Source organism: Luteibacter anthropi (genome assembly GCF_023699965.1).
GTDB lineage: Bacteria > Pseudomonadota > Gammaproteobacteria > Xanthomonadales > Rhodanobacteraceae > Luteibacter > Luteibacter anthropi.
The window spans coordinates 2,293,912-2,312,053 of record NZ_CP077072.1; the positions used below are offsets into that span (position 1 = coordinate 2,293,912).

The 18,142-nt window shown below is 64.8% G+C and carries 15 protein-coding genes; 6 read left to right on the forward strand and 9 right to left on the reverse strand.

What is annotated here, in order from left to right; all coding sequences use genetic code 11:
- Positions 1-62: 62 nt before the first annotated feature.
- The 5 genes from katG to KR767_RS10165 form a co-directional block, all read right to left on the reverse strand.
- Complete coding sequence (gene katG, locus KR767_RS10145; protein ID WP_250879030.1) at positions 63-2,327, reverse strand: catalase/peroxidase HPI; 2,265 nt, start codon at positions 2,325-2,327, stop codon at positions 63-65.
- Between the two features lie 213 nt (positions 2,328-2,540).
- Positions 2,541-4,553: an OPT family oligopeptide transporter gene (locus KR767_RS10150; RefSeq protein ID WP_166950929.1), complete on the reverse strand. Its 2,013-nt coding sequence runs from the start codon at positions 4,551-4,553 to the stop codon at positions 2,541-2,543.
- Between the two features lie 172 nt (positions 4,554-4,725).
- The gene (locus KR767_RS10155; RefSeq protein ID WP_250879031.1) at positions 4,726-5,124 is read right to left on the reverse strand and encodes a preprotein translocase subunit SecD family protein; all 399 of its coding nucleotides are present in this window, start codon (positions 5,122-5,124) and stop codon (positions 4,726-4,728) included.
- Between the two features lie 162 nt (positions 5,125-5,286).
- Positions 5,287-5,466, reverse strand: coding sequence for a CsbD family protein (locus KR767_RS10160; RefSeq protein ID WP_166950935.1), 180 nt, complete (start codon positions 5,464-5,466; stop codon positions 5,287-5,289).
- Between the two features lie 125 nt (positions 5,467-5,591).
- Positions 5,592-7,106: a helix-turn-helix transcriptional regulator gene (locus tag KR767_RS10165; protein WP_250879032.1), complete on the reverse strand. Its 1,515-nt coding sequence runs from the start codon at positions 7,104-7,106 to the stop codon at positions 5,592-5,594.
- A gap of 165 nt (positions 7,107-7,271) precedes the next feature.
- Between KR767_RS10165 and KR767_RS10170 the strand changes: the two genes are divergently transcribed.
- Positions 7,272-8,240, forward strand: coding sequence for a hypothetical protein (locus tag KR767_RS10170; protein WP_250879033.1), 969 nt, complete (start codon positions 7,272-7,274; stop codon positions 8,238-8,240).
- 39 nt (positions 8,241-8,279) lie between these two features.
- Here the strand turns inward: KR767_RS10170 and KR767_RS10175 are convergent, their stop codons facing one another.
- Positions 8,280-8,879 (reverse strand): pentapeptide repeat-containing protein, encoded by a 600-nt coding sequence (locus tag KR767_RS10175; RefSeq protein ID WP_250879034.1) that lies wholly within the window; start codon positions 8,877-8,879, stop codon positions 8,280-8,282.
- 85 nt (positions 8,880-8,964) lie between these two features.
- Between KR767_RS10175 and KR767_RS10180 the strand changes: the two genes are divergently transcribed.
- Complete coding sequence (locus KR767_RS10180; RefSeq protein WP_250879035.1) at positions 8,965-9,510, forward strand: hypothetical protein; 546 nt, start codon at positions 8,965-8,967, stop codon at positions 9,508-9,510.
- A gap of 46 nt (positions 9,511-9,556) precedes the next feature.
- Here the strand turns inward: KR767_RS10180 and KR767_RS10185 are convergent, their stop codons facing one another.
- Positions 9,557-11,635, reverse strand: coding sequence for a reprolysin-like metallopeptidase (locus KR767_RS10185; RefSeq protein WP_250879036.1), 2,079 nt, complete (start codon positions 11,633-11,635; stop codon positions 9,557-9,559).
- A 137-nt stretch (positions 11,636-11,772) separates the two neighbouring features.
- On the reverse strand, positions 11,773-12,264 hold the full coding sequence (locus KR767_RS10190; protein WP_250879037.1) for a hypothetical protein: 492 nt from the start codon (positions 12,262-12,264) through the stop codon (positions 11,773-11,775).
- Between the two features lie 110 nt (positions 12,265-12,374).
- Between KR767_RS10190 and KR767_RS10195 the strand changes: the two genes are divergently transcribed.
- Positions 12,375-12,863: a GNAT family N-acetyltransferase gene (locus KR767_RS10195; protein WP_250879038.1), complete on the forward strand. Its 489-nt coding sequence runs from the start codon at positions 12,375-12,377 to the stop codon at positions 12,861-12,863.
- A gap of 483 nt (positions 12,864-13,346) precedes the next feature.
- Here the strand turns inward: KR767_RS10195 and KR767_RS10200 are convergent, their stop codons facing one another.
- On the reverse strand, positions 13,347-14,912 hold the full coding sequence (locus tag KR767_RS10200; protein ID WP_250879039.1) for a GDSL-type esterase/lipase family protein: 1,566 nt from the start codon (positions 14,910-14,912) through the stop codon (positions 13,347-13,349).
- 240 nt (positions 14,913-15,152) lie between these two features.
- Between KR767_RS10200 and KR767_RS10205 the strand changes: the two genes are divergently transcribed.
- The 3 genes from KR767_RS10205 (at position 15,153) to rimK (ending at position 17,973) form a co-directional block, all read left to right on the forward strand.
- A complete protein-coding gene (locus KR767_RS10205; protein WP_166950960.1) occupies positions 15,153-16,460 on the forward strand; it encodes an MFS transporter in 1,308 nt (435 codons plus the stop codon).
- Positions 16,461-16,591: 131 nt separating this feature from the next.
- Positions 16,592-17,041 carry an ATP-dependent zinc protease family protein gene (locus tag KR767_RS10210; protein WP_166950963.1) on the forward strand — a complete coding sequence of 150 codons (450 nt, stop codon included), beginning with the start codon at positions 16,592-16,594 and terminating at the stop codon, positions 17,039-17,041.
- Entirely contained in the window at positions 17,038-17,973 is a 936-nt protein-coding gene (rimK, locus tag KR767_RS10215) for a 30S ribosomal protein S6--L-glutamate ligase (protein ID WP_166950965.1), read from the forward strand. The genes KR767_RS10210 and rimK overlap by 4 nt, the downstream gene beginning before the upstream one ends.
- Positions 17,974-18,142 lie beyond the last annotated feature (169 nt).

The window sequence follows — 18,142 nt, forward strand, 5'->3', positions numbered from 1 at the left end:
GCTCCTACAGAAAGCAAAAAGCCGCCCGGGTCTTCAGGCCCGGGCGGCTTTTTTGCTTCTGCTTAAGCCCGCAGATCGAACCGGTCGAGCTCCATCACCTTCGTCCATGCCGCAACGAAGTCATACACGAACTTGCCCTCGGCGTCCGAGCTGCCGTACACCTCGGCCAACGCACGCAGGATCGAGTTCGAACCGAACACCAGGTCCACGCGGCTGCCGTTCCACTGGTGCTTGCCCGTGCCACGCTGCTTGCCTTCAAACGCCTCGCGGCCCGGCGACGTGCCCTTCCACTCCGTACCCATGTCGAGCAGGTTGCGGAAGAAGTCGTTGCTGAGCTTGCCGGGGCGATCGGTGAATACACCCAGGTCGCTGCCGTCGGCATTGGCACCCAGGACACGCAGCCCACCGACCAGTACCGTCATTTCCGGTGCCGTCAGCGTCAGCAGCTGTGCCTTGTCGATCAGCAACGCCTCGGCCGGGATGCTGTAGCGTCCCTTGAGGTAGTTGCGGAAGCCATCGGCAATCGGCTCCATCGGCTCGAACGAGGCAACGTCGGTCTGCTCCTGCGTCGCATCGGTGCGGCCCGGAGAGAACGGCACGGTGACGGCATGCCCGGCATCCTTCGCGGCCTTCTCGATACCGGCGCTGCCGCCGAGCACGATCAGGTCGGCGATGGAGATCTTCTTGCCGCCGCTCTGGCCTTCGTTGAAGGCCTTGCGTACGCCTTCGAGTTTCTCCAGCACCTTGCGCAGCTGCTCCGGACGATTTACCGCCCAGTCCTTCTGCGGGGCGAGACGAATACGCGCGCCATTGGCTCCGCCGCGCTTGTCGCCGCCGCGGAAGGTGGAAGCCGATGCCCATGCGGTGGACACCAGTTCCGAGACGCTGAGGCCTGAAGCAAGGATCTGCTCCTTGAGTGCCTTCACGTCGGCATCGTCCACCAGCGGGTGGTCGACCTTCGGCACCGGGTCCTGCCAGATCAGCTCTTCGGCCGGTACATCCGGACCAAGGTAACGGGCACGCGGGCCCATGTCACGGTGGGTCAGCTTGAACCAGGCGCGGGCGAAGGCGTCCTGGAAGGCAAGCGGGTTGTCCTTGAAGTGGCGCGAGATCTTCTCGTACGCAGGATCGAAGCGCAGGGAGAGATCGGTCGTGAGCATCGTGGCGCGGTGCTTCTTCGTCTTGTCGAACGCATCGGGCACGTCTTCCGCGCCGTCTTTCGCCACCCACTGGTGGGCGCCCGCGGGGCTCTTGGTGAGTTCCCATTCGTACTTGAATAGGTTCTCGAAGAAGTAGTAGCTCCACTTCGTGGGCGTCTGTGTCCAGGTGACTTCAAGGCCGCTGGTGATCGCGTCCTTGCCCACGCCACTGTGGAAGCTGCTCTTCCAGCCCAGGCCCTGCTGTTCCAGTTCGCCACCTTCCGGCTCGGCAGCCACGTTGTCGGCCGGGCCGGCACCGTGCGTCTTGCCGAAGGTGTGGCCACCGGCGATCAGCGCGACGGTCTCTTCGTCGTTCATCGCCATGCGGGCGAAGGTTTCGCGGATGTCGTGCGCTGCGGCCACCGGGTCCGGGTTGCCCTCGGGGCCTTCCGGGTTCACGTAGATCAGGCCCATCTGCACGGCGGCCAGCGGGTTCTCCAGGTTGCGGCCCTGGGCGTCGGTGCGATCCTTTTCCTTGCCGTGCATCTCAGGGTCGGCCACGAGCTTGCCTTCGTCCGGACCCTTGGCGCCGCCCTTGCCGTAGCGGTCGTCGCCGCCCAGCCAGACGGTCTCGGTACCCCAGTAGACGTCCTGGTCCGGTTCCCAGGTGTCCTCGCGGCCGCCGGCAAAGCCGAAGGTCTTGAAGCCCATGGATTCCAGCGCGACGTTGCCGGTGAGGATGATCAGGTCGGCCCAGGAGAGATTGCGGCCGTACTTCTGCTTGATGGGCCACAGCAGGCGGCGTGCCTTGTCGAGGCTGACGTTGTCGGGCCAGCTGTTCAGCGGCGCGAAACGCTGCTGGCCGCGACCGCCGCCCCCGCGACCGTCGCCGGTGCGGTAGGTGCCGGCGCTATGCCAGGCCATGCGGATGAACAGGCCGCCGTAATGGCCGAAATCGGCCGGCCACCAATCCTGCGAATCCGTCATGAGCGCGTGAAGGTCTTTCTTCACAGCGGCCAGGTCGAGCTTCTTGAACGCCTCGGCGTAATTGAATTCCGGGTCCATCGGGTTGGACCGGGAGGAATGCTGGTTGAGCAGGTCGACCCGAAGGCGCTTGGGCCACCAGTCGCTGTTGGTCGTACCGCCGCCGGCGGTGTGATTGACCGGGCACTTGGATTCATTCGACATTCGCGCTACTCCTCACTGGTTTGGCCGGGACGAATGATCGATCGCCGGAGGGATGTGGCTGGGATGCTCCCTCAGGATCATAGGTAACGTATCACCTTAGATAAAATTGATTGATCCAATAATGGCAAGAGGTCACGTCTATCGATCTGGCGTGAATGTTGCGATGCATGATGCCGGTCGCGAACCGCTTCAGGCGGCTCGCGACCGGGTGTTTCAGCGGTTGCCGATGCTGTTGCCCATGCGGGCAACCCAGCGATACATGAAGAACACGACCAGTGCGAAAACGATGCCGCCGATCCACTGTGCCGCCTCGGCAAAGCCCGGCCCCACCAGTGCCAGCGGAGTCTGCAGATTGCTGAAGCCCAGCTTGTCGGCGAACGCGACGATCGCGGCAATCAGCACGCCGATGATGCTCTCGCCCACGATCAGGCCCGACGCGAGCAGTACACCCAGCTGTTTGGTGCTTTCAGGCCGTGCCGAGCGATCGGCGCGACGGTCGAAGTACCAGCCCACGAAAGAACCCACCACCACCATCAGGGTGCTCACGGTCGGCAGGTAAATGCCCAGGCCGACGGCCAGCGGCGGAATGCGCACGCGCCGGGTCGTACGCGCCAGGATCTCGTCGATGGCGATGATGACGATACCGATGCCGGCGCCGATTTCGATAAGGCTCCAGTCGATGTTGCCGGTGATGACGCCCTGGGCCAGCGCGGAAATCAGGCCCGCCTGCGGTGCCGGCAGTGCGTGGGCCCCCGCGCCCGCTACGCCGACGAAACCGTAGGCCTTGTTGATCAGGTCCAGCACCGGCGGAATGACCGCCGCGCCCGCGACCACGCCCACCACCAGGGCAACTTGCTGGCGCCACGGCGTGGCGTCCACCAGCTGGCCGGTCTTGAGATCCTGGAGATTGTTGTTGGCAATCGCGGCAACGGTGAACACCAGGGAGGTGATGAACAGCGCGAACGCCACGAGTGCCTTGCCTTCCTCTGCGCCGACGTACGGCTTGACGAAAGCCACAAGCAACAAGGCGGCGGTGATCACCACGATGATGCCCACGCCCGAGAGCGGGCTGTTGGACGAGCCGATCAGCCCGGCCATGTAGCCGCACACCGTCGAAACGAAGAAGCCCATCAGCACCACGAAGGCGACGCCGCCAATGGCCAGCACGCCGATGTGCTCACCCAGGCCGGCCGTGTTGCCGAAGTAGCCGAGCAGCCAGGCGATCGGTATGAAGCAGGCAAGCGTGACCAGGCCGACGATACCGATCGGGATGTCACGCTCGGTACGCGGCAGGGTGTGTGCATTGCCGGCCTTGCGCACCTTGGCAGCGGCCATGGCCGAGGTCAGTCCGGTGATCACCGGCTTCACCAGCTTGGCCAGCGTCCAGATAGCGGACACACCGATCGCACCGGCACCAACGAAGCGCACCTTGTGGCTCCATGTGGCATTGGCCAGATCGGACATCGGCTGCGACAGATCGCCGAGCATGGAGAAGTGCGGCACGCCCCAGCCCCAGCCGATGATCGCGCCGATCAGCATGGCGATGCCCACCGACAGACCCACCAGATGACCGATGGCAAACAGCGCGAAGGAAAGACTGAAGTCGAATCCGCTGACCGCGCCCCGGTCGTTGACGCGGAAGTAGCGCACGAAGTCGCTGGCAAACACCTGCGTGGCGACGATTACGGCAAACACGGCAGAAACGATGGAGCCCCACAGCACAGCCAGCAGGCCGTCACGGCCTTCCTGCACGCTGTTGGCATCGGCATCGTCGCCACTGCCCACCTTCAGTACTTCGGCGCAGGCAAGGCCCTCGGGGTACGGCAGGTCTGAATTGGTGACCAGCGCGCGGCGCAGCGGGATGGAGTACATCACGCCCAACGTGCCGCCCAGGGCGCACACGGCGAAGGATGTCCAGAACGGAAAGTCTGCCCACCAGCCGATCATGATCATGCCGGGCAGCACGAAGATGATCGAAGACAAGGTGCCCGCCGCCGAGGCGATGGTCTGCACCACGTTGTTTTCCTGGATGGTGGAATCCTTGAACCCGCGAAGCAGGGCCATGGAAATCACCGCCGCGGGAATCGAGGTGGCGAAGGTCAGGCCGGCCTTGAGACCGAAGAACACGTTGGCCGCGGTGAACACCACCGTGATGATCACGCCGAGGATGAGACCGCGGACGGTCAGTTCCTTGCGATTTTCGGTTGGGAGAGGATTGCCGCTCACGAAAGTCGTCCACCCATGCTTGTTTCCCCTAAATAATTGATTTTCTATAAAAAATGACGCAGAAAAATTGACGCAGGCGCTCAGCCATGCCGAGGTCACGCTGAAAGCCGGCGGCCAGCTTACGCGCTAACAGGCGCGTGAGGTGCAGGCTGGTCCGCTCACGGGGCAGTGATCATTTTGCGGGTGCATCAATGACCTCGATGGTGGCCTTGCCACTGCCGAGGCGATCGGCAAGTTTTTTCAGCTCGGCATCGCTGAGCCCATAACCGCCCTGACCGGGTGAGATGGACAACTTGCCCGTGGTGATGGGCTCCTGCACCGTGACGGTGGTGAGTGCCTTGCCATTCGCCACGAAGCTCACCCGCCTGCCGACATGGGCGGCCGTAAATTGTGCGAACGCATCACACGAGGGGCTTGCCAGTTCGACATCCAGGCGTGCGGGGCCGCCGGGCGCATCCTCCACGACTGCGGCACGGGCGATGTCCAGCCTGAGTGGGGCGACGTGGGCCGCCATGGCCATGAACGGCAGCGCCAGGACAAGGCCTGGCATATATCCACGAATCCTGCGCATCGGCGGCTCCTTCGGCCGGAACGGGGGCGCCCATCTAAACACATCTTCCCGTGGTCCGATGAGCACCTGCATGGCCGGCCGTGAAAAGCACAAGGCCCCGCGCGGAAGCACCGCGCAGGGCCTTGGTCATCTGATCATGCAGGTAACGGCTGCGAACGCTACTTACCTGGCCTTTTCGCGCACCGTGTCCGCGACTTCGCCTGCCTTGCGCTGGACCTTGCCGAGATTCTTCTCGGCGGCACCTTCCAGTTCTGTCTGCTTGTCGCCCGTGATCTTGCCGATGGCTTCCTTGATCGAGCCCTTGGCCTGCTTGACGCTGCCGTCGATGCGGTTCTTGTCCATGGAATGTCCTCGTGATGAATGAGACCGGCGTTGAAGGGGAGAGGCCGGCACGACCATGATCGCGATAGCGGCGCCCGGGGCCCACATGCGAATGCACTAATGCCACTGGTGCATCCGCGCCCTTTCTACTTGCGACGCGTGGTTTTCTTGCCCGTGCGTGCGGAGAATCCGCGTTCGCGCGCCCAGACGATGGCTTCGCCGCGACTGTGTACGTCGATTTTCGAGTACAGTGCGGCCACGTGGTTGCGTACCGTGTTGGGCGAAAGACCCAGCTCGCCGGCGATCTCCTTGTCGGCGAGGCCTTCGGCAATGTGGCCCAGTACATCCTTCTCGCGGGCCGTGAGGTCCGCCAGGCCATAGGCATCGGCTCCCTGCGGGCGATTGGCCCGGCGCACGTTGGCAAGCTTTTCCAGCAGCGTTTGGCTGAACCACGAAGCATCCTGCATGACCGCCTCGATGGCCGTGACCAGTTCCATTTCCGTGCGCTTGCGATCGGTGATGTCCATGAAGGACACGAGATAGCAGCGCACCTCGTGGATGCTCACCGTTTCGGCGGAGATCAGGCAGTCCAGATGCTCGCCATCCTTGCGGGCGATGGTGTACTCAACATTGAGCAGGCTGCCGGTTTCTTCCAGCGTGTGGCAGAACTGCTGGTAGGCCTGCCGGGTGACAAACAGGCCGATGTCCTTGATGGTCTTGCCGACGATCTCCTCCGTCGCATACTGCGTGGTCTGCGATACCGCTTCGTTGATCTCGACCAGCTGCAAGGTTTCGGCATGGCAGATGAGCGTCGGCACCGGCGTGATCCGGAAGGCCTTGGCGAAGCGTTCTTCGCTCTGGCGAAGGGCCACTTCGGCGCGTCGGCGCGGCTCCAGGTCCATGAAGGTGAACAGCATGCAGGCCTCTTCCCCGATATCGATGGGCTGGCCGGCCACGACCACGCATTTGCTCGTTCCGTCGGGCAGACTGAGCTCGGCCTGCATCTGCGGGATGGTGGCGCCTTCGTTGAGGCGTTCCACGCCCAGTTCGCGACGGTCGGCCATCTCCATGACATCCACTTCGAAGACGCTCTTGCCGATCACGGCCTCACGGGTATAACCGGTCATTTCCAGGAAGCCCTGGTTGACCTTGATATAGCGCTTGTCTTCGAGGCGACAGATCACGGCCGGTGCGGGGTTGGCGTTGAAGGTGCGCTCGAAACGCTGTTCCGCGCTGGCCCAGTCGCTGGCGTCGGCCACGATGAGCACGAGGCAGTCGGGTTCTCCCTCGGCATTGGTGAGCACCAGGCTGCGTACGCGGTGAACCCACTTCTGTTCGTCGTCGCCATCGCGGAAGACCTCGACGACCACATCTTCGAATACCTCGCCGGCGATCACCCGGTCGATGGGATAGTTGCCTTCGGTCAGCCTGTGGTTATTGCGGTACCTCAGCTGGAACCGTTCGCGGTATTCGCTGACCGTGGCGCCCAGCTCGTCGATGCCGCCCGCACCGTGCATCGTGAGTGCGGCCTCGTTGGCCCAGGTGATCGACTGGTCAGGCTCGATGAGGATCACGCCTTCGCTGAGGCCGGTGATGATCTGCTGCAACTGGCGGCGGTTGGTGGACGTGGGCGGAGCGGCCGGGCTGGCGGCTGACGACATGGGCGTGCCTCGGTAATGGCTTCGGACATGAGCCAAGGGTGACGGCTCACGGTAGCGGTCACCTGAAGCGAATGCACTAGTGCCGCTGGTGCATCCGCGTCAGGCGGGACGTGGCCGCCGATTCCACACTGCACCCACTTCCCCCACCGTACCAGAGGTCTACCCATGGCTCAGATACTGCGCCCCTTCGTCAGCCCCAGGATGTCCTGGGGAGCCGCCCTGACCGGCTGCACCTTCTCGCTCGTCACCTATCTTTCACTCAGTGTCCTGGGCACGGCCATCGGTGCGGCCAGCATCGATCCGCTGCATGAGGCCAACCCGGTCAGTGGTCTTGGTACGGGCGCCGGCATCTGGCTGGTGGCGAGCACGCTGATTTCCGTGGCGGTGGGTGCCTTTGTCGCCGGCCGTGTCGCCACGGTGCGTGGTGGTCTGCATGGCCTGCTCAGCTGGGCCATCACCTCTTTGGTCACTACGTGGCTGGTGGCGGCCCTGGCGTCGAGTGCCGTCGGTGCTGCATCGAGCGTCGTTGGCAAGGGATTGTCGCTGACCGGCCAGGGCATCGCCGCAGCGGTCCCGGCCGTGACCGATAGCGTGAAGAACGAAATGAACAAGCAGGGCATCCAGCTGGACTGGAACGACCTGCGTGGGCAGCTGGATACGCTGCTGCGCCAGACCGGCAAGCCGGAGCTGAATCCGGATCACCTGAAGGACCAGGCGCAGAACGCTGCAGCCGATGGCAAGAACAAGGCCGCCGATGCAGCCCAGACGCCGCAGGCCGCGGGTGATGACCTGTCCGCCTGGTTCGAGCGGGTGCGTCGTGAAGGCAAGCCGGCGGTCGATGCGGCTGATCGCGATGCGCTGGTGAACATCATCGCCGCTCGTACCGGCAAGTCGCATGAAGAGGCCGGGCAGATCGCCGACAACTATGTGCAGACCTACCAGAAGGCGGTCGCCCAGTATGAGTCGCTGAAGCGCGAGGCCGAGCAGAAGGCCCGCGAAGCTGCCGACGCCACCGCGCGCGCCGTTTCCCATGCTGCGTGGGTCACGCTGGTGATGCTGGTGCTGGGCGCGGCGATTTCCTTCGCCGCAGGCCTGCTGGGACGTCGCAGCGATCCGGTCGTGGTCGAGGAATGATGCAGGAAGCGCCGGGCCCGCAAGGGCCCGGCGTTCACGTCATTCGACGAGTTCGATATCGAGTCCCAGCAGCAGGGACGTGGCTTCCGGAAGGGAGAAACGTGCCCTGCGTATGTCGTTCTGGCGGATGTCGATGCGGTAGTTCACCGCATCGACGAAGTGGCTGCCGGTCAGCCGGGTATGCCGGAACGTGGCGTCCTGCAGGTCGGTGCCGGCGAAGTCCGCATCGGCACAGTCGGCATCGGTGAAATCGACATCGCGGGCGCGGCACTCGAGCATGCGCAGGCCTTCCAGGTACAGGCCGAAGAAGGACGAATCGTTCAACAGGCAGCGTTCGAAGCGGAGTGCTTCCGGGGCCTGCACCGAAGGCCAGCGGGCGCGTGTCCAGTCGATGCCGAGCATGCGGCAGTCGACGAAGCGCACATCGGCGAACAGGCTGCCTCCGATCGTGGCAAGATCGAGACGACAGTCGATGAATTCGCACTCGCGGAAACGGCAGTCCTTGAATGTGGCGCGGTCGAAGCGGCACTGTCTGAAGGTGCAGGCTTCGAAGCGGACGCCTTCGAGCATGGTGTCTTCGGCGTCGATGTCGCGGAACGTCATGTCGGCGTAGTCGCCGCCGTTGGTGATCGTCGTCATGGCTGTCGCGCTCTGGTGGATACCGGATGATATCCGCAGGCGGTGGCTCGTGTTTCTTCCTGATGAAACGTGCGACGGAGCGGTGATGAAACGTGTCTTTCTCGGCGTTTGCCTGTTTGCCGGTGTCATGGTGGGGATGGGTGTGAACGCTACCGATCAACCTTCTTTCTGGCGCGAACAGCCTGCTTCCTCGCAGCAGAAGGTTACGCCGGCGCACTATCGGGCGTACACGCTGGATCTGGCGGCTTTGAGACGCGCGCTGGCATCGTTGCCTGCACGCATCGGCATGCCTGCGCCTGATGGCACGTCTCATGACTTTGAAGTCACGGCTGCCCAGGCGTTGCCGCCGGCACTGGCGGCAAGGTATCCGGATATCCGCAGCTACCAGGGCCGTGACGGGCAGGGACGGCGTCTTCGCCTCGATATCTCGGACAAGGGACTCAAGGCGGCGGTGTACGGCGATGCAAAAGGGGTGTGGCTGGTCCAGCGTGCAGACACGCTATCGGGCGATGCGGGCGATGCGGGCGATGCGGGCAGTGCGGCGGCGCCGGGCGATGTGTACTGGAGTTTCCTGAGGAACGATCTTCCGGCAACACCGGAAACCTTCCGTGAGGGCGGCGTCAGGCGCTGAATGTGATGACAGACCGCGCCCCTCGCGGGGCGCGGTCGTTCTACTCTTACAACGAGATCGTCGAGTTCTTCGGGGATACCGCGAAGAAGATATTGTCGGTGCAGCTCACCTTGAAGCGCGCCTGCGTGGTGGCGTTCTTCGGCAGGGTGACGTTGGCTGAACCGTTGTTTGCGACCGAGGCTGCCAGTGGCGAGGCCAGCCAGGTGTGCCCACCGTCGGTGGACAGGTCGATGCGCACCTTCGCGCACGAGATGGGCGAGGCGTCCGTCTTGGCCACGTTCCACTTGATCGTCTGTGCCGAGCCGCCGTTCCACTTCACGGCCGTGGAAGGTGCGGTCACCGCGAAGGCGCTGCCGGTGTTCACCACGTTCACCGTGACGTTGCCGGTGACGGTGGTCGGGCCGCTGCTGTCGGCGTCCGAGGTGGCAATGCCGTCACGCACCGTCACACGGAAGTTGAGCTTGCGGGCCGTGGCCGGATACACCTCGCCCTTGTCGAGGGCCTGCTCGCCCAGCACGCTTTCCAGCTTGGGGAACACGCGCTGGCCGGTGGTGTTGCCGGGGAACGAGCGGAAGATCGGGCCCGACCCGGCGTCGTAGAGCGCGGCGACACGGGTCTCCTGGTGGCCGGTATCGGCCTCTTCCCAGGTGTAGTTCAGCACAGCCTTCGGGTTCGCATGCCGGGCGCTGACTTTGAGGGCGAAGGGCGTCTTGGCAGGGATGGACTTTGCATTGGCCTTCAGCGATGCATCGTCGATGACAGCCTGGCTGTTGGTATTGGTCTTCTTCACCGCGCAGGTGCCGCCGGTGCCTGCGATGGCCGTCTGGATCTGGTCGATGTTGATGACGTTGAAGTACGGATCGGAATGCGGCTGCAGGTCGGTGGAGCCGCATACGCCTGCATAGGCCATCACCGTGGTGCCGCTGCGCGGTTCGGCGGCGAACTTGGCATCGTCGTAGGCACCGAAGCCTGCGAAACCGTCGCAGCCGGCGAAGGGGTGGTGGCCGCCGAAGGAATGGCCGATTTCATGGGAGACATAGTCGATCCAGAAGGCGTCGCCCACGGGATCAGGGCGGCCCGTGCTGCCGGATGCTTTGAGCGAGTCGTTGCAGGTGCTGCCGATGTCCGCCATGCCGCCGTCGCCGGCACCATCCACCACATGGCCGACGTCGAAGTTCGCGTTGCCGATGACCTTGGCCAGGTTCTTTACATTGGCCGCATTCATTTTCGCGCTGCCGGGATCGATACCGTTGTAGGGATCGGTCTTCGCGCTGGTGTAGATGATCTTGTCTTCGTCATCGACCAGCGTCAGATGCACGCCCAGGTCGGTTTCGTAGACTTCGTTGATACGGTTGACCATGGTCACCACTTCGGCCAGTCCGTCCTGCACGGTCGTGCCAAAGCTGTTGGTGTAGCCGCTGGTGGTGGCCATGGCGAGCCGGTAGTTGTACAGCGTGGTGCCGCCATTGGCCGCCTTGGCGGCGGCGACGCGGGCGGTGGCCTGCGGATTGGTGAAGGCAGCCAGGTCGGTATCCGAAGGCAGTTCCACGAAGCCCGACTTCGTCAGCGGCAGGTCGGCGCGGCGGAAGCTCCAGTATTCATCGCCGCTGGATGCAGCAGTGCCCACCTTGCCCGCGAGGCGTTCGGCGCGCTGTACGAGCCATACCTCGTGGTTGTCGTAGATGGCGGCGCGAAGACCCTGCGGCGACACGTCCACGCGGACGCGGCGTCCTTCGCTGTCCACGCCCTTGTAGCTCTTCAGCTCCGGATAGCGTGCCGCGAGCGAGGCGGGCAGGGCATCCGATTCGCTGAGCGTGAAATAGGTCATGCCGCCGCCAGGTAGTGGCAGGGCCAGGTTGTTGGCCTGCCCACGGCGAATCGAGCGCGAGCTGGCTTTCAGCTCCGTGCCAAGACTGCCGAAGTCGAGCGTGAAGGCGCGGTAATGCGATGGCGTATTCGTCGGCGTCGCCACCGAACGGGCACTGCGTGCCGATGCGGCGGCGGCCGGTGCCTTCTGTGGCAGTTCGTGCCAGAACCCTGCCGTGTCGGCCGCACTGGCGACTGACGCATACAGGAAACCGCCTGCGATGAGCGCGCTCAGCAGGCGCTTGCGTGGATGATGCATGTTTTCCTCCTCCCGAAATGGCCGTCCATGCGGCCGTGCGTAAGATCCTTCGTTCTCCCCTTGCTTCTAAACGCAAGGACGCACGAGCACCCCACCCGTCACCGGGCAGGGCAGCTCATTTCGTGAGGCAGGTCTCATCAGGCCCGGCGCAGGCCCGTGCTTTCCGTAGGGCTGCCTTCGATGGACAGCATCTGGTCGAAATGCACTGTGACGTCGAGGTCGTAGGTGAGGTCGTGGAGTACCAGGGTGCGCGCGTCCCAGTCGATGGCACAGAGCCGGCCGCGCTCCACGGTGACCCTGTGCGCGTCGTGGTGATACCCCCTTATCGCCAGATGGGTGCCGGGAGGCATGGCAGCCAGCCGGGTCTCCAGCACGGCGGCCGTGGGGTTGGGAAAGCGGCGCATGGCGGCGATATCGGCGAAGCGAATGGTGAGGGAATCGGGGTCTGCCTTGCGGCGGGGGCGTGGCTGGATATCGGGCCAGGCGACGACCAGTTCGTTCCGGCTATCCTCTACATGGTCGACCATGCCCAGCAGCACCTTGCGATTGCGCAGCCAGAGCCGCACGCAGGTGCCGGGGGCGAGATGGCGGAGGAGGTCGTCCGCGACCGGGTTGCCTGTAATTTCCATGGCGCTTCCTGTGGTGGGCCGTGTGTACCATCGTGGTCACATCGTCGTGTCGTGGCATGCACGAATTCCGGCATGCACATGGATTTCACGTATTTTCAGAGCTTTCTGACATGTCCGGACCCCGCCCCGTGCCCGAACCGATGCTTCGCCCCGCCGGCCCTGCCGACGAGGCTGCTGTGTTCAACCTGCTGATGCAGACGTACCGCGCCACCTGGGAGCCGCACCTGAGTCCTGCGGCGGCGGCCCGTTTCGCCTCGGGTTCGGCAACCCGTGACTATGTTCGCGCGCATCTGGCCGAAGTCATTGTGGCCGAATATGAAAGCCGGGTCGTGGGCATGGTTCACGCAAAGGGCAATTTCATCGACGCGCTTCACGTGTTGCCGGATATGCAGCGTGCCGGCATCGGAGGCCGGCTGCTGGCCCATGCGGAAGAGCGCATGCGCCGGGCCGGCCACACCCAGTCCCGGCTGGAAACAGACACCTTCAACGAACGCAGCCGCGCTTTCTACGCCAGGCACGGCTACACCGAGATCGACACCTACCCCGACGAGGAATGGGACAGCGGCTTCACCACCGTCCTCATGACCCACCCCCTGTAGGAGCGCGCCTCGCGCGCGACCGGTTGGAACGTTGCGCTCCGTAGTAAAGCAGCCCGTGTGGTGTTTCGCTCCGTAGGAATGGCTCGCCTTTCGGCCTCGCATCGGCGCTGGAACGTGGCGTTGCAGAGGCGACGGGGGCGGCCCTTGTCGCTCCGGCCTGCGGTGTCCCTCGGGAAAGGAGGAGCCGCTTACGCGGCTCAGTGTCTTATGGCTTGCGCCCCTTCGGGCACGGAGAGCGGGCGGGGTTTCCTGACTCGGCCTCCGTGCCTCGGCAGGAAAGGCCGGCCTTCCTGGCCGGCCCCGCTTCGCGGCCTTTTCCGCCCACTCCCCTCACCTCCATCAGTCGCGCCAAGGGCCGCCCCCGCCGCCTCTACCCACGTCGCGGCAGCTTGTTGTAGGAGCGCGCCTGCGCGCGACCGGTTGTCGCGAATACCATCATCGTTTCGATGCATCCGGTCGCGCGCAAGCACGCTCCTGCACGGTTTATTGGCCGGCGGTGTTGCTGCTCCAGATGGGGCCGTTGGCGTCGTAGATGACGACGTTGCCGTCGCCCTGGACGAAGAGGCGGGCATCGGGGTGGCCGCCGGAGTTGGACTGCCACAGTTTCGTGCCCAGCGAACCGTAGAGGACGAGGTTGCCGTCCGGGTCGAGGCGCAGCTCGCCTGCGCCGCGGTTATAGGTGCCGGTGGTCCATAGCGATGCCCCGGTTGCCTTGTAGAGCACGCCGTTGCTGTCGTTCTGAAGATCCAGGCGATAGCCGCCGTCGCAGGAGGTCACGCTTTGTCCCGGCAGGATGCCCTCGCCCGGGCCGATCGAGCCACAGCCCGTGGGTGGGGCAATGGCTGGCTGGCCCGGTGGCGTGAACAGGGTCAGGTCGATGGCGTTCGCGATGGCCTGGTGGCCTGCGTCGTTGGGATGCAGGTGGTCGCCCGAGTCGTAGGCGGGCAGGTATTGCGTGGGGTTGGCGGGATCGTGGGTTGCCGTGTCCTGGTCCACGATGCCATCGCAGCCGCTGTTTGCACTGCGGATGAAGGCGTTGATCTTCTGGCGCGCGGTTTCACCCTCCTGCGACCAGCTGCCTGATCCCTGGAAGGGTGTGAGCGTGGAGCAGAGGAAGCGGAAGCCGGCGTTGTGGGCGCGGGTGATCAGCGACTGTTCGGCTGTAATCAGCGCATCGGCCGACGGTATAGGGCGGTCGCCCAGGTCGTTGATGGGATCGTCGGAGAAGATGACCCAGCGCGCGCCCGGCTGGCCGAGTACATCGTGATCGAAACGGTTGGCGGCGCTAGGACCGGAGCCGTCGCGCAGCAAGGTGTTGCCCGCGATGCCTTCGTTGATGACGCCGACGTTCTTGCCTGCGTTGACCAGCCTGGCCGCGAAGTCGTTCGACCAGCGGGTGTTTTCGTTGAAGGAGGAGCCGGTGCCGTTGGAGATCGAGGCGCCAAGCAAGACGACGGCGCCCTGTGGCGCGGGGCCTTGCACGTCGAGGTTGGTGACGAACACGTAGTTCTGGCTGGCACCGGCGTTGATGGTGGCTTGCCCGGCCACGTCGCCAGTGGCGTCGTAGCGCGTCTGACCGCTGAAATCGTGGCCGGTCAGGGCGGCCGGCGCCTGCGATACATAGAAGCTGATATCGACATCGGACAGGGCAGGAACCGCCATGTCGATGCCGTCGGTGTCGACTTCCTGGCCAGCGGCCAGGGTGACGCTGGATTGTCCGTTGACGGTCAGCAGGTGATCGGTTTCCGGGCGCACGGACGAACCGCCGGCGCTCACCGCGACGTGGATGTCACTGATGGTGAGCGGGCCGTCGCCGTAGGCATTGCTCAGGTGCACGCGGGCGGACGAGCCACCGATGCTCGTGTGCACGATATGGCGCAGGGTCTTGCCGGTGGGCGATGCATCGCCGATGGGTTTCTGCGCCACCGCCCAGCTGCCGACCCAGGGTGTCAGCGTTGAGGCGGCCTGTGCGCCTGCGCTGAAGAGAAGGAGGGTTCCGAGGGCGAGTGCGAGCTGCCGTCGACGTGGAGACGGGCCTTGCATGGTCATGGTGGTCGCCTGGCATGAATGGGCAGCCAGTGTTTCGTTACGCTGCGGGCGGGGTTTTGTACGAATCCGCCATGTCGTGCGATTCTGCGGACTGGATCACGCCAGACCTGAAGCCGTGCGCATTCACGACGGCCGTCTGCCGGGCAGGACGACGGCCTTTCGTGCAAGACTCCGGCGTCGTTATTCGTGTATCAGCTTGCTGGCATTTACTCACTCCGTTTCCGGGCTATCGACAGACGCATGAGCGTGACCACCGACACCGAAGTCATCGACCGCCGCCCCCTGGGCCGCAGCGATGCGAAAACCCTTCTGCTTTCCGCACTGGGCGGCGCCCTGGAGTTCTACGACTTCGTGATCTTCGCGTACTTCGCGAAGGTGCTGGGGCACCTGTTCTTTCCGTCCGGCACGTCGGATTTCGTGGCCCAGTTGCAGGCCTTCGGCATCTTCGCCGTGGGTTATCTCGCGCGTCCGCTAGGCGGCGTGGTGATGGCGCACTTCGGCGACAGGGTGGGACGCAAGCGGATGTTCACGCTCAGTGTCTTCCTCATGGCGGTGCCTACGTTGCTCATCGGGTTGCTGCCTACGTATGACAGCATCGGCGTGTTTGCGCCCGTGCTGCTGACACTGCTGCGCATGGTGCAGGGCATTGCCATTGGCGGTGAGATTCCCGGCGCCTGGGTATTCGTCGCCGAGCACGTGCCCCGTCGTCGCGTGGGACTGGCCTGCGCGAGTCTTACCTCCGGGCTTACTGCGGGCATCCTCATCGGTTCGCTCGTGGCGGCAGGGCTGAGCAGCCATCTCTCCGAGGCAGAGATGCTGGATCACGGCTGGCGCATTGCCTTCATCATCGGCGGTGTATTCGGTTTCTTCGCCGTGTACCTGCGTCGCTGGCTTAGCGAAACGCCGGTGTTCGCGCGGATGCGTGCACGCAAGGAGCTGGCGGAAGAACTGCCCGCGTGGCTCGTGCTGCGTGATCATTTTCCTGCCGTGCTGCTGTCGATGGTGATTACCTGGGTGCTCACCGCGGCCATCGTGGTGGTGATCCTGATGACACCCACGCTGATGCAGACTACGTTCCACATCGAGCAGTCCCGTGCGTTCACCGGCGGCAGCCTTGCCGCGCTGGCGCTGTGCTTCGGTTGCTTCGGCGGCGGCCTGCTGGTGGATGCGGTGGGGCGTGGCAAGGCGATGCTTATCGGTTCCCTCGGGCTGGTGGCGAGCACCTACGCGCTTTATTTCGACCTGCGCGCGGGCGGCGCCAACCTCCTGCCGCTGTATTCGCTGGCGGGTTTCTTCGCAGGCGTAGCCGGCATCATCCCGGCGATCCTCGTCACGGCATTTCCGCCCGCCATCCGGTTCTCCGGGATTTCGTTGTCGTACAACGTGGCTTACGCCATTTGTGGCGCCGCCACGCCCGTCGTGGTGGGCCTGCTGGCGAAGCAGTCGGGCGGCATGGGGCCTGCACACTACGTGGGCCTGGTGTCCCTGGTCGGCGTGCTGGCGGGGCTTTACCTCATCTTTGCCCGCCGGGCACCGCACCACCCCTGAGCCTCCGCTTCACGGGTGTTTCACCCGTGTGACGGTGGTGGCCGGGGGCCACCACCGTCCTGTTGCATTCGCGCCCCTGCCTTCGGCATCCTTGCGCCGTCTTCCCCCGCCCACGTTCCGCACCAGACCCCATGACTGATGTCATCACCCTTGGCTGGCGCGAACGGCTTGCACTTCCGTCGCTCGGCATCCCCGTCCTCAAGGCCAAGCTCGATACGGGCGCGCGCTCGTCGTCGCTGCACGTCGAATGGCTGGAAGTGGACGAGCGCCCGGACGCGACATGGCTGCGGTTCCAGGTGCGCACCACGCGCCGGGGCGGCGTCTCCGAGCCCTGCGTGGCGCAGGCCATTGGCCGGCGCGGGGTCACCGATTCGGGCGGTCATTCCACGCTGCGCTGGTTCATCCACGCCGACGTCGAACTGGCCGGCCAGAGCTTCCGCGTCGAGGTGAACCTCACCGACCGGGGCCGCATGCTCTTTCCCCTCCTGCTCGGCCGGACCGCGCTCGAGGGGCGCTTCCTGGTCGATCCGTCGCTTTCCTACTCGCAGACGCCGCGCCGCGCCGTCCGGGAACCCACATGAAAATCACCATCCTGTCGCGCAACGCGCGGCTTTACTCCACCCAGCGTCTGGTGGAGGCGGCGCGCAAGCGCAAGCACACCGTGCGCGTGATCGATCCGCTGCGCTGCTACATGAGCATCGCGCCGCAGTCGTTCGCGATCCACTTCAAGGGCAAGCCGCTGGGCCCGGTGGACTGCGTGGTGCCGCGCATCGGCGCCTCCAGCACCTTCTACGGCACCGCCGTGCTGCGCCAGCTCGAACTGATGGGGGTGTACACCCCCAACCCGTCGGATGCCGTGCTGCGTGCCCGCGACAAGCTGCGCTGCCTGCAATTGCTGGCGGCAAGGGGCATCGACATGCCCCTGACGGCCTTCGGCGACAACCCGGACGACACCTCCGACCTGCTGGCGATGCTCGGCGACCCCCCGCACATCATCAAGCTGAACGAAGGCACCCAGGGTGCCGGCGTGGTGCTGGCCGAGAAGCGTTCGGCCTCGCAGAGCGTCATCGAGGCCTTCCGTGGCCTCTACGCCAACTTCCTGGTCCAGGAGTTCATCCGCGAGGCCAAGGGCAGCGACCTGCGTTGCTTCGTGGTGGGCGACCGGGTGGTGGCGTCCATGCAGCGCTCGTCCGCCCCGGGCGAGTTCCGCGCCAACCTGCACCGTGGCGGTACGGCGGCGGCGGTGGAGCTGACCGACGACGAGCGCCGTGTGGCCATCGAAGCGGCTTCCGCGCTGGGCCTGGAGGTGGCCGGCGTCGACCTGCTGCGCTCCAGCCGTGGCCCCCTGCTGCTGGAAGTGAACGCCTCGCCGGGCCTGGAAGGCATCGAGGGCAGCACTGGCGTCGATGTGGCCGGTGAGATCATTGCCCACTGCGAATCCCGCATCGCGGCCAGGCCGGTCGCCCCGAAGCCGCGCCGGACAAGGGCTGCGAAGGGATTAACGTCGATTTAAACGATGCTGCCCTATAAAGGACCCACTGTGATTCCGCGAAGCGGGGTGACGGTATCGGGGCAGTAGTTCTTTCGGCCCGGGCGGTCCTTCCGCCCGGGCCTTTCTTTTGGGCGTTCATCGGCCCCCTGTAGGAGCGCGCCTTGCGCGCGACCGGGGCTTGCCGCAAACC

What these genes read in the sequence shown, in the direction of transcription:
- katG (WP_250879030.1), bottom strand. Translation starts at nt 2,327, where the DNA reads ATGTCGAATGAATCCAAGTGCCCGGTCAATCACACCGCCGGCGGCGGT.
- KR767_RS10155 (WP_250879031.1), bottom strand. Translation starts at nt 5,124, where the DNA reads ATGCGCAGGATTCGTGGATATATGCCAGGCCTTGTCCTGGCGCTGCCG.
- KR767_RS10160 (WP_166950935.1), bottom strand. Translation starts at nt 5,466, where the DNA reads ATGGACAAGAACCGCATCGACGGCAGCGTCAAGCAGGCCAAGGGCTCG.
- KR767_RS10165 (WP_250879032.1), bottom strand. Translation starts at nt 7,106, where the DNA reads ATGTCGTCAGCCGCCAGCCCGGCCGCTCCGCCCACGTCCACCAACCGC.
- KR767_RS10170 (WP_250879033.1), top strand. Translation starts at nt 7,272, where the DNA reads ATGGCTCAGATACTGCGCCCCTTCGTCAGCCCCAGGATGTCCTGGGGA.
- KR767_RS10175 (WP_250879034.1), bottom strand. Translation starts at nt 8,879, where the DNA reads ATGACGACGATCACCAACGGCGGCGACTACGCCGACATGACGTTCCGC.
- KR767_RS10180 (WP_250879035.1), top strand. Translation starts at nt 8,965, where the DNA reads ATGAAACGTGTCTTTCTCGGCGTTTGCCTGTTTGCCGGTGTCATGGTG.
- KR767_RS10185 (WP_250879036.1), bottom strand. Translation starts at nt 11,635, where the DNA reads ATGCATCATCCACGCAAGCGCCTGCTGAGCGCGCTCATCGCAGGCGGT.
- KR767_RS10190 (WP_250879037.1), bottom strand. Translation starts at nt 12,264, where the DNA reads ATGGAAATTACAGGCAACCCGGTCGCGGACGACCTCCTCCGCCATCTC.
- KR767_RS10195 (WP_250879038.1), top strand. Translation starts at nt 12,375, where the DNA reads ATGTCCGGACCCCGCCCCGTGCCCGAACCGATGCTTCGCCCCGCCGGC.
- KR767_RS10200 (WP_250879039.1), bottom strand. Translation starts at nt 14,912, where the DNA reads ATGACCATGCAAGGCCCGTCTCCACGTCGACGGCAGCTCGCACTCGCC.
- KR767_RS10205 (WP_166950960.1), top strand. Translation starts at nt 15,153, where the DNA reads ATGAGCGTGACCACCGACACCGAAGTCATCGACCGCCGCCCCCTGGGC.
- KR767_RS10210 (WP_166950963.1), top strand. Translation starts at nt 16,592, where the DNA reads ATGACTGATGTCATCACCCTTGGCTGGCGCGAACGGCTTGCACTTCCG.
- rimK (WP_166950965.1), top strand. Translation starts at nt 17,038, where the DNA reads ATGAAAATCACCATCCTGTCGCGCAACGCGCGGCTTTACTCCACCCAG.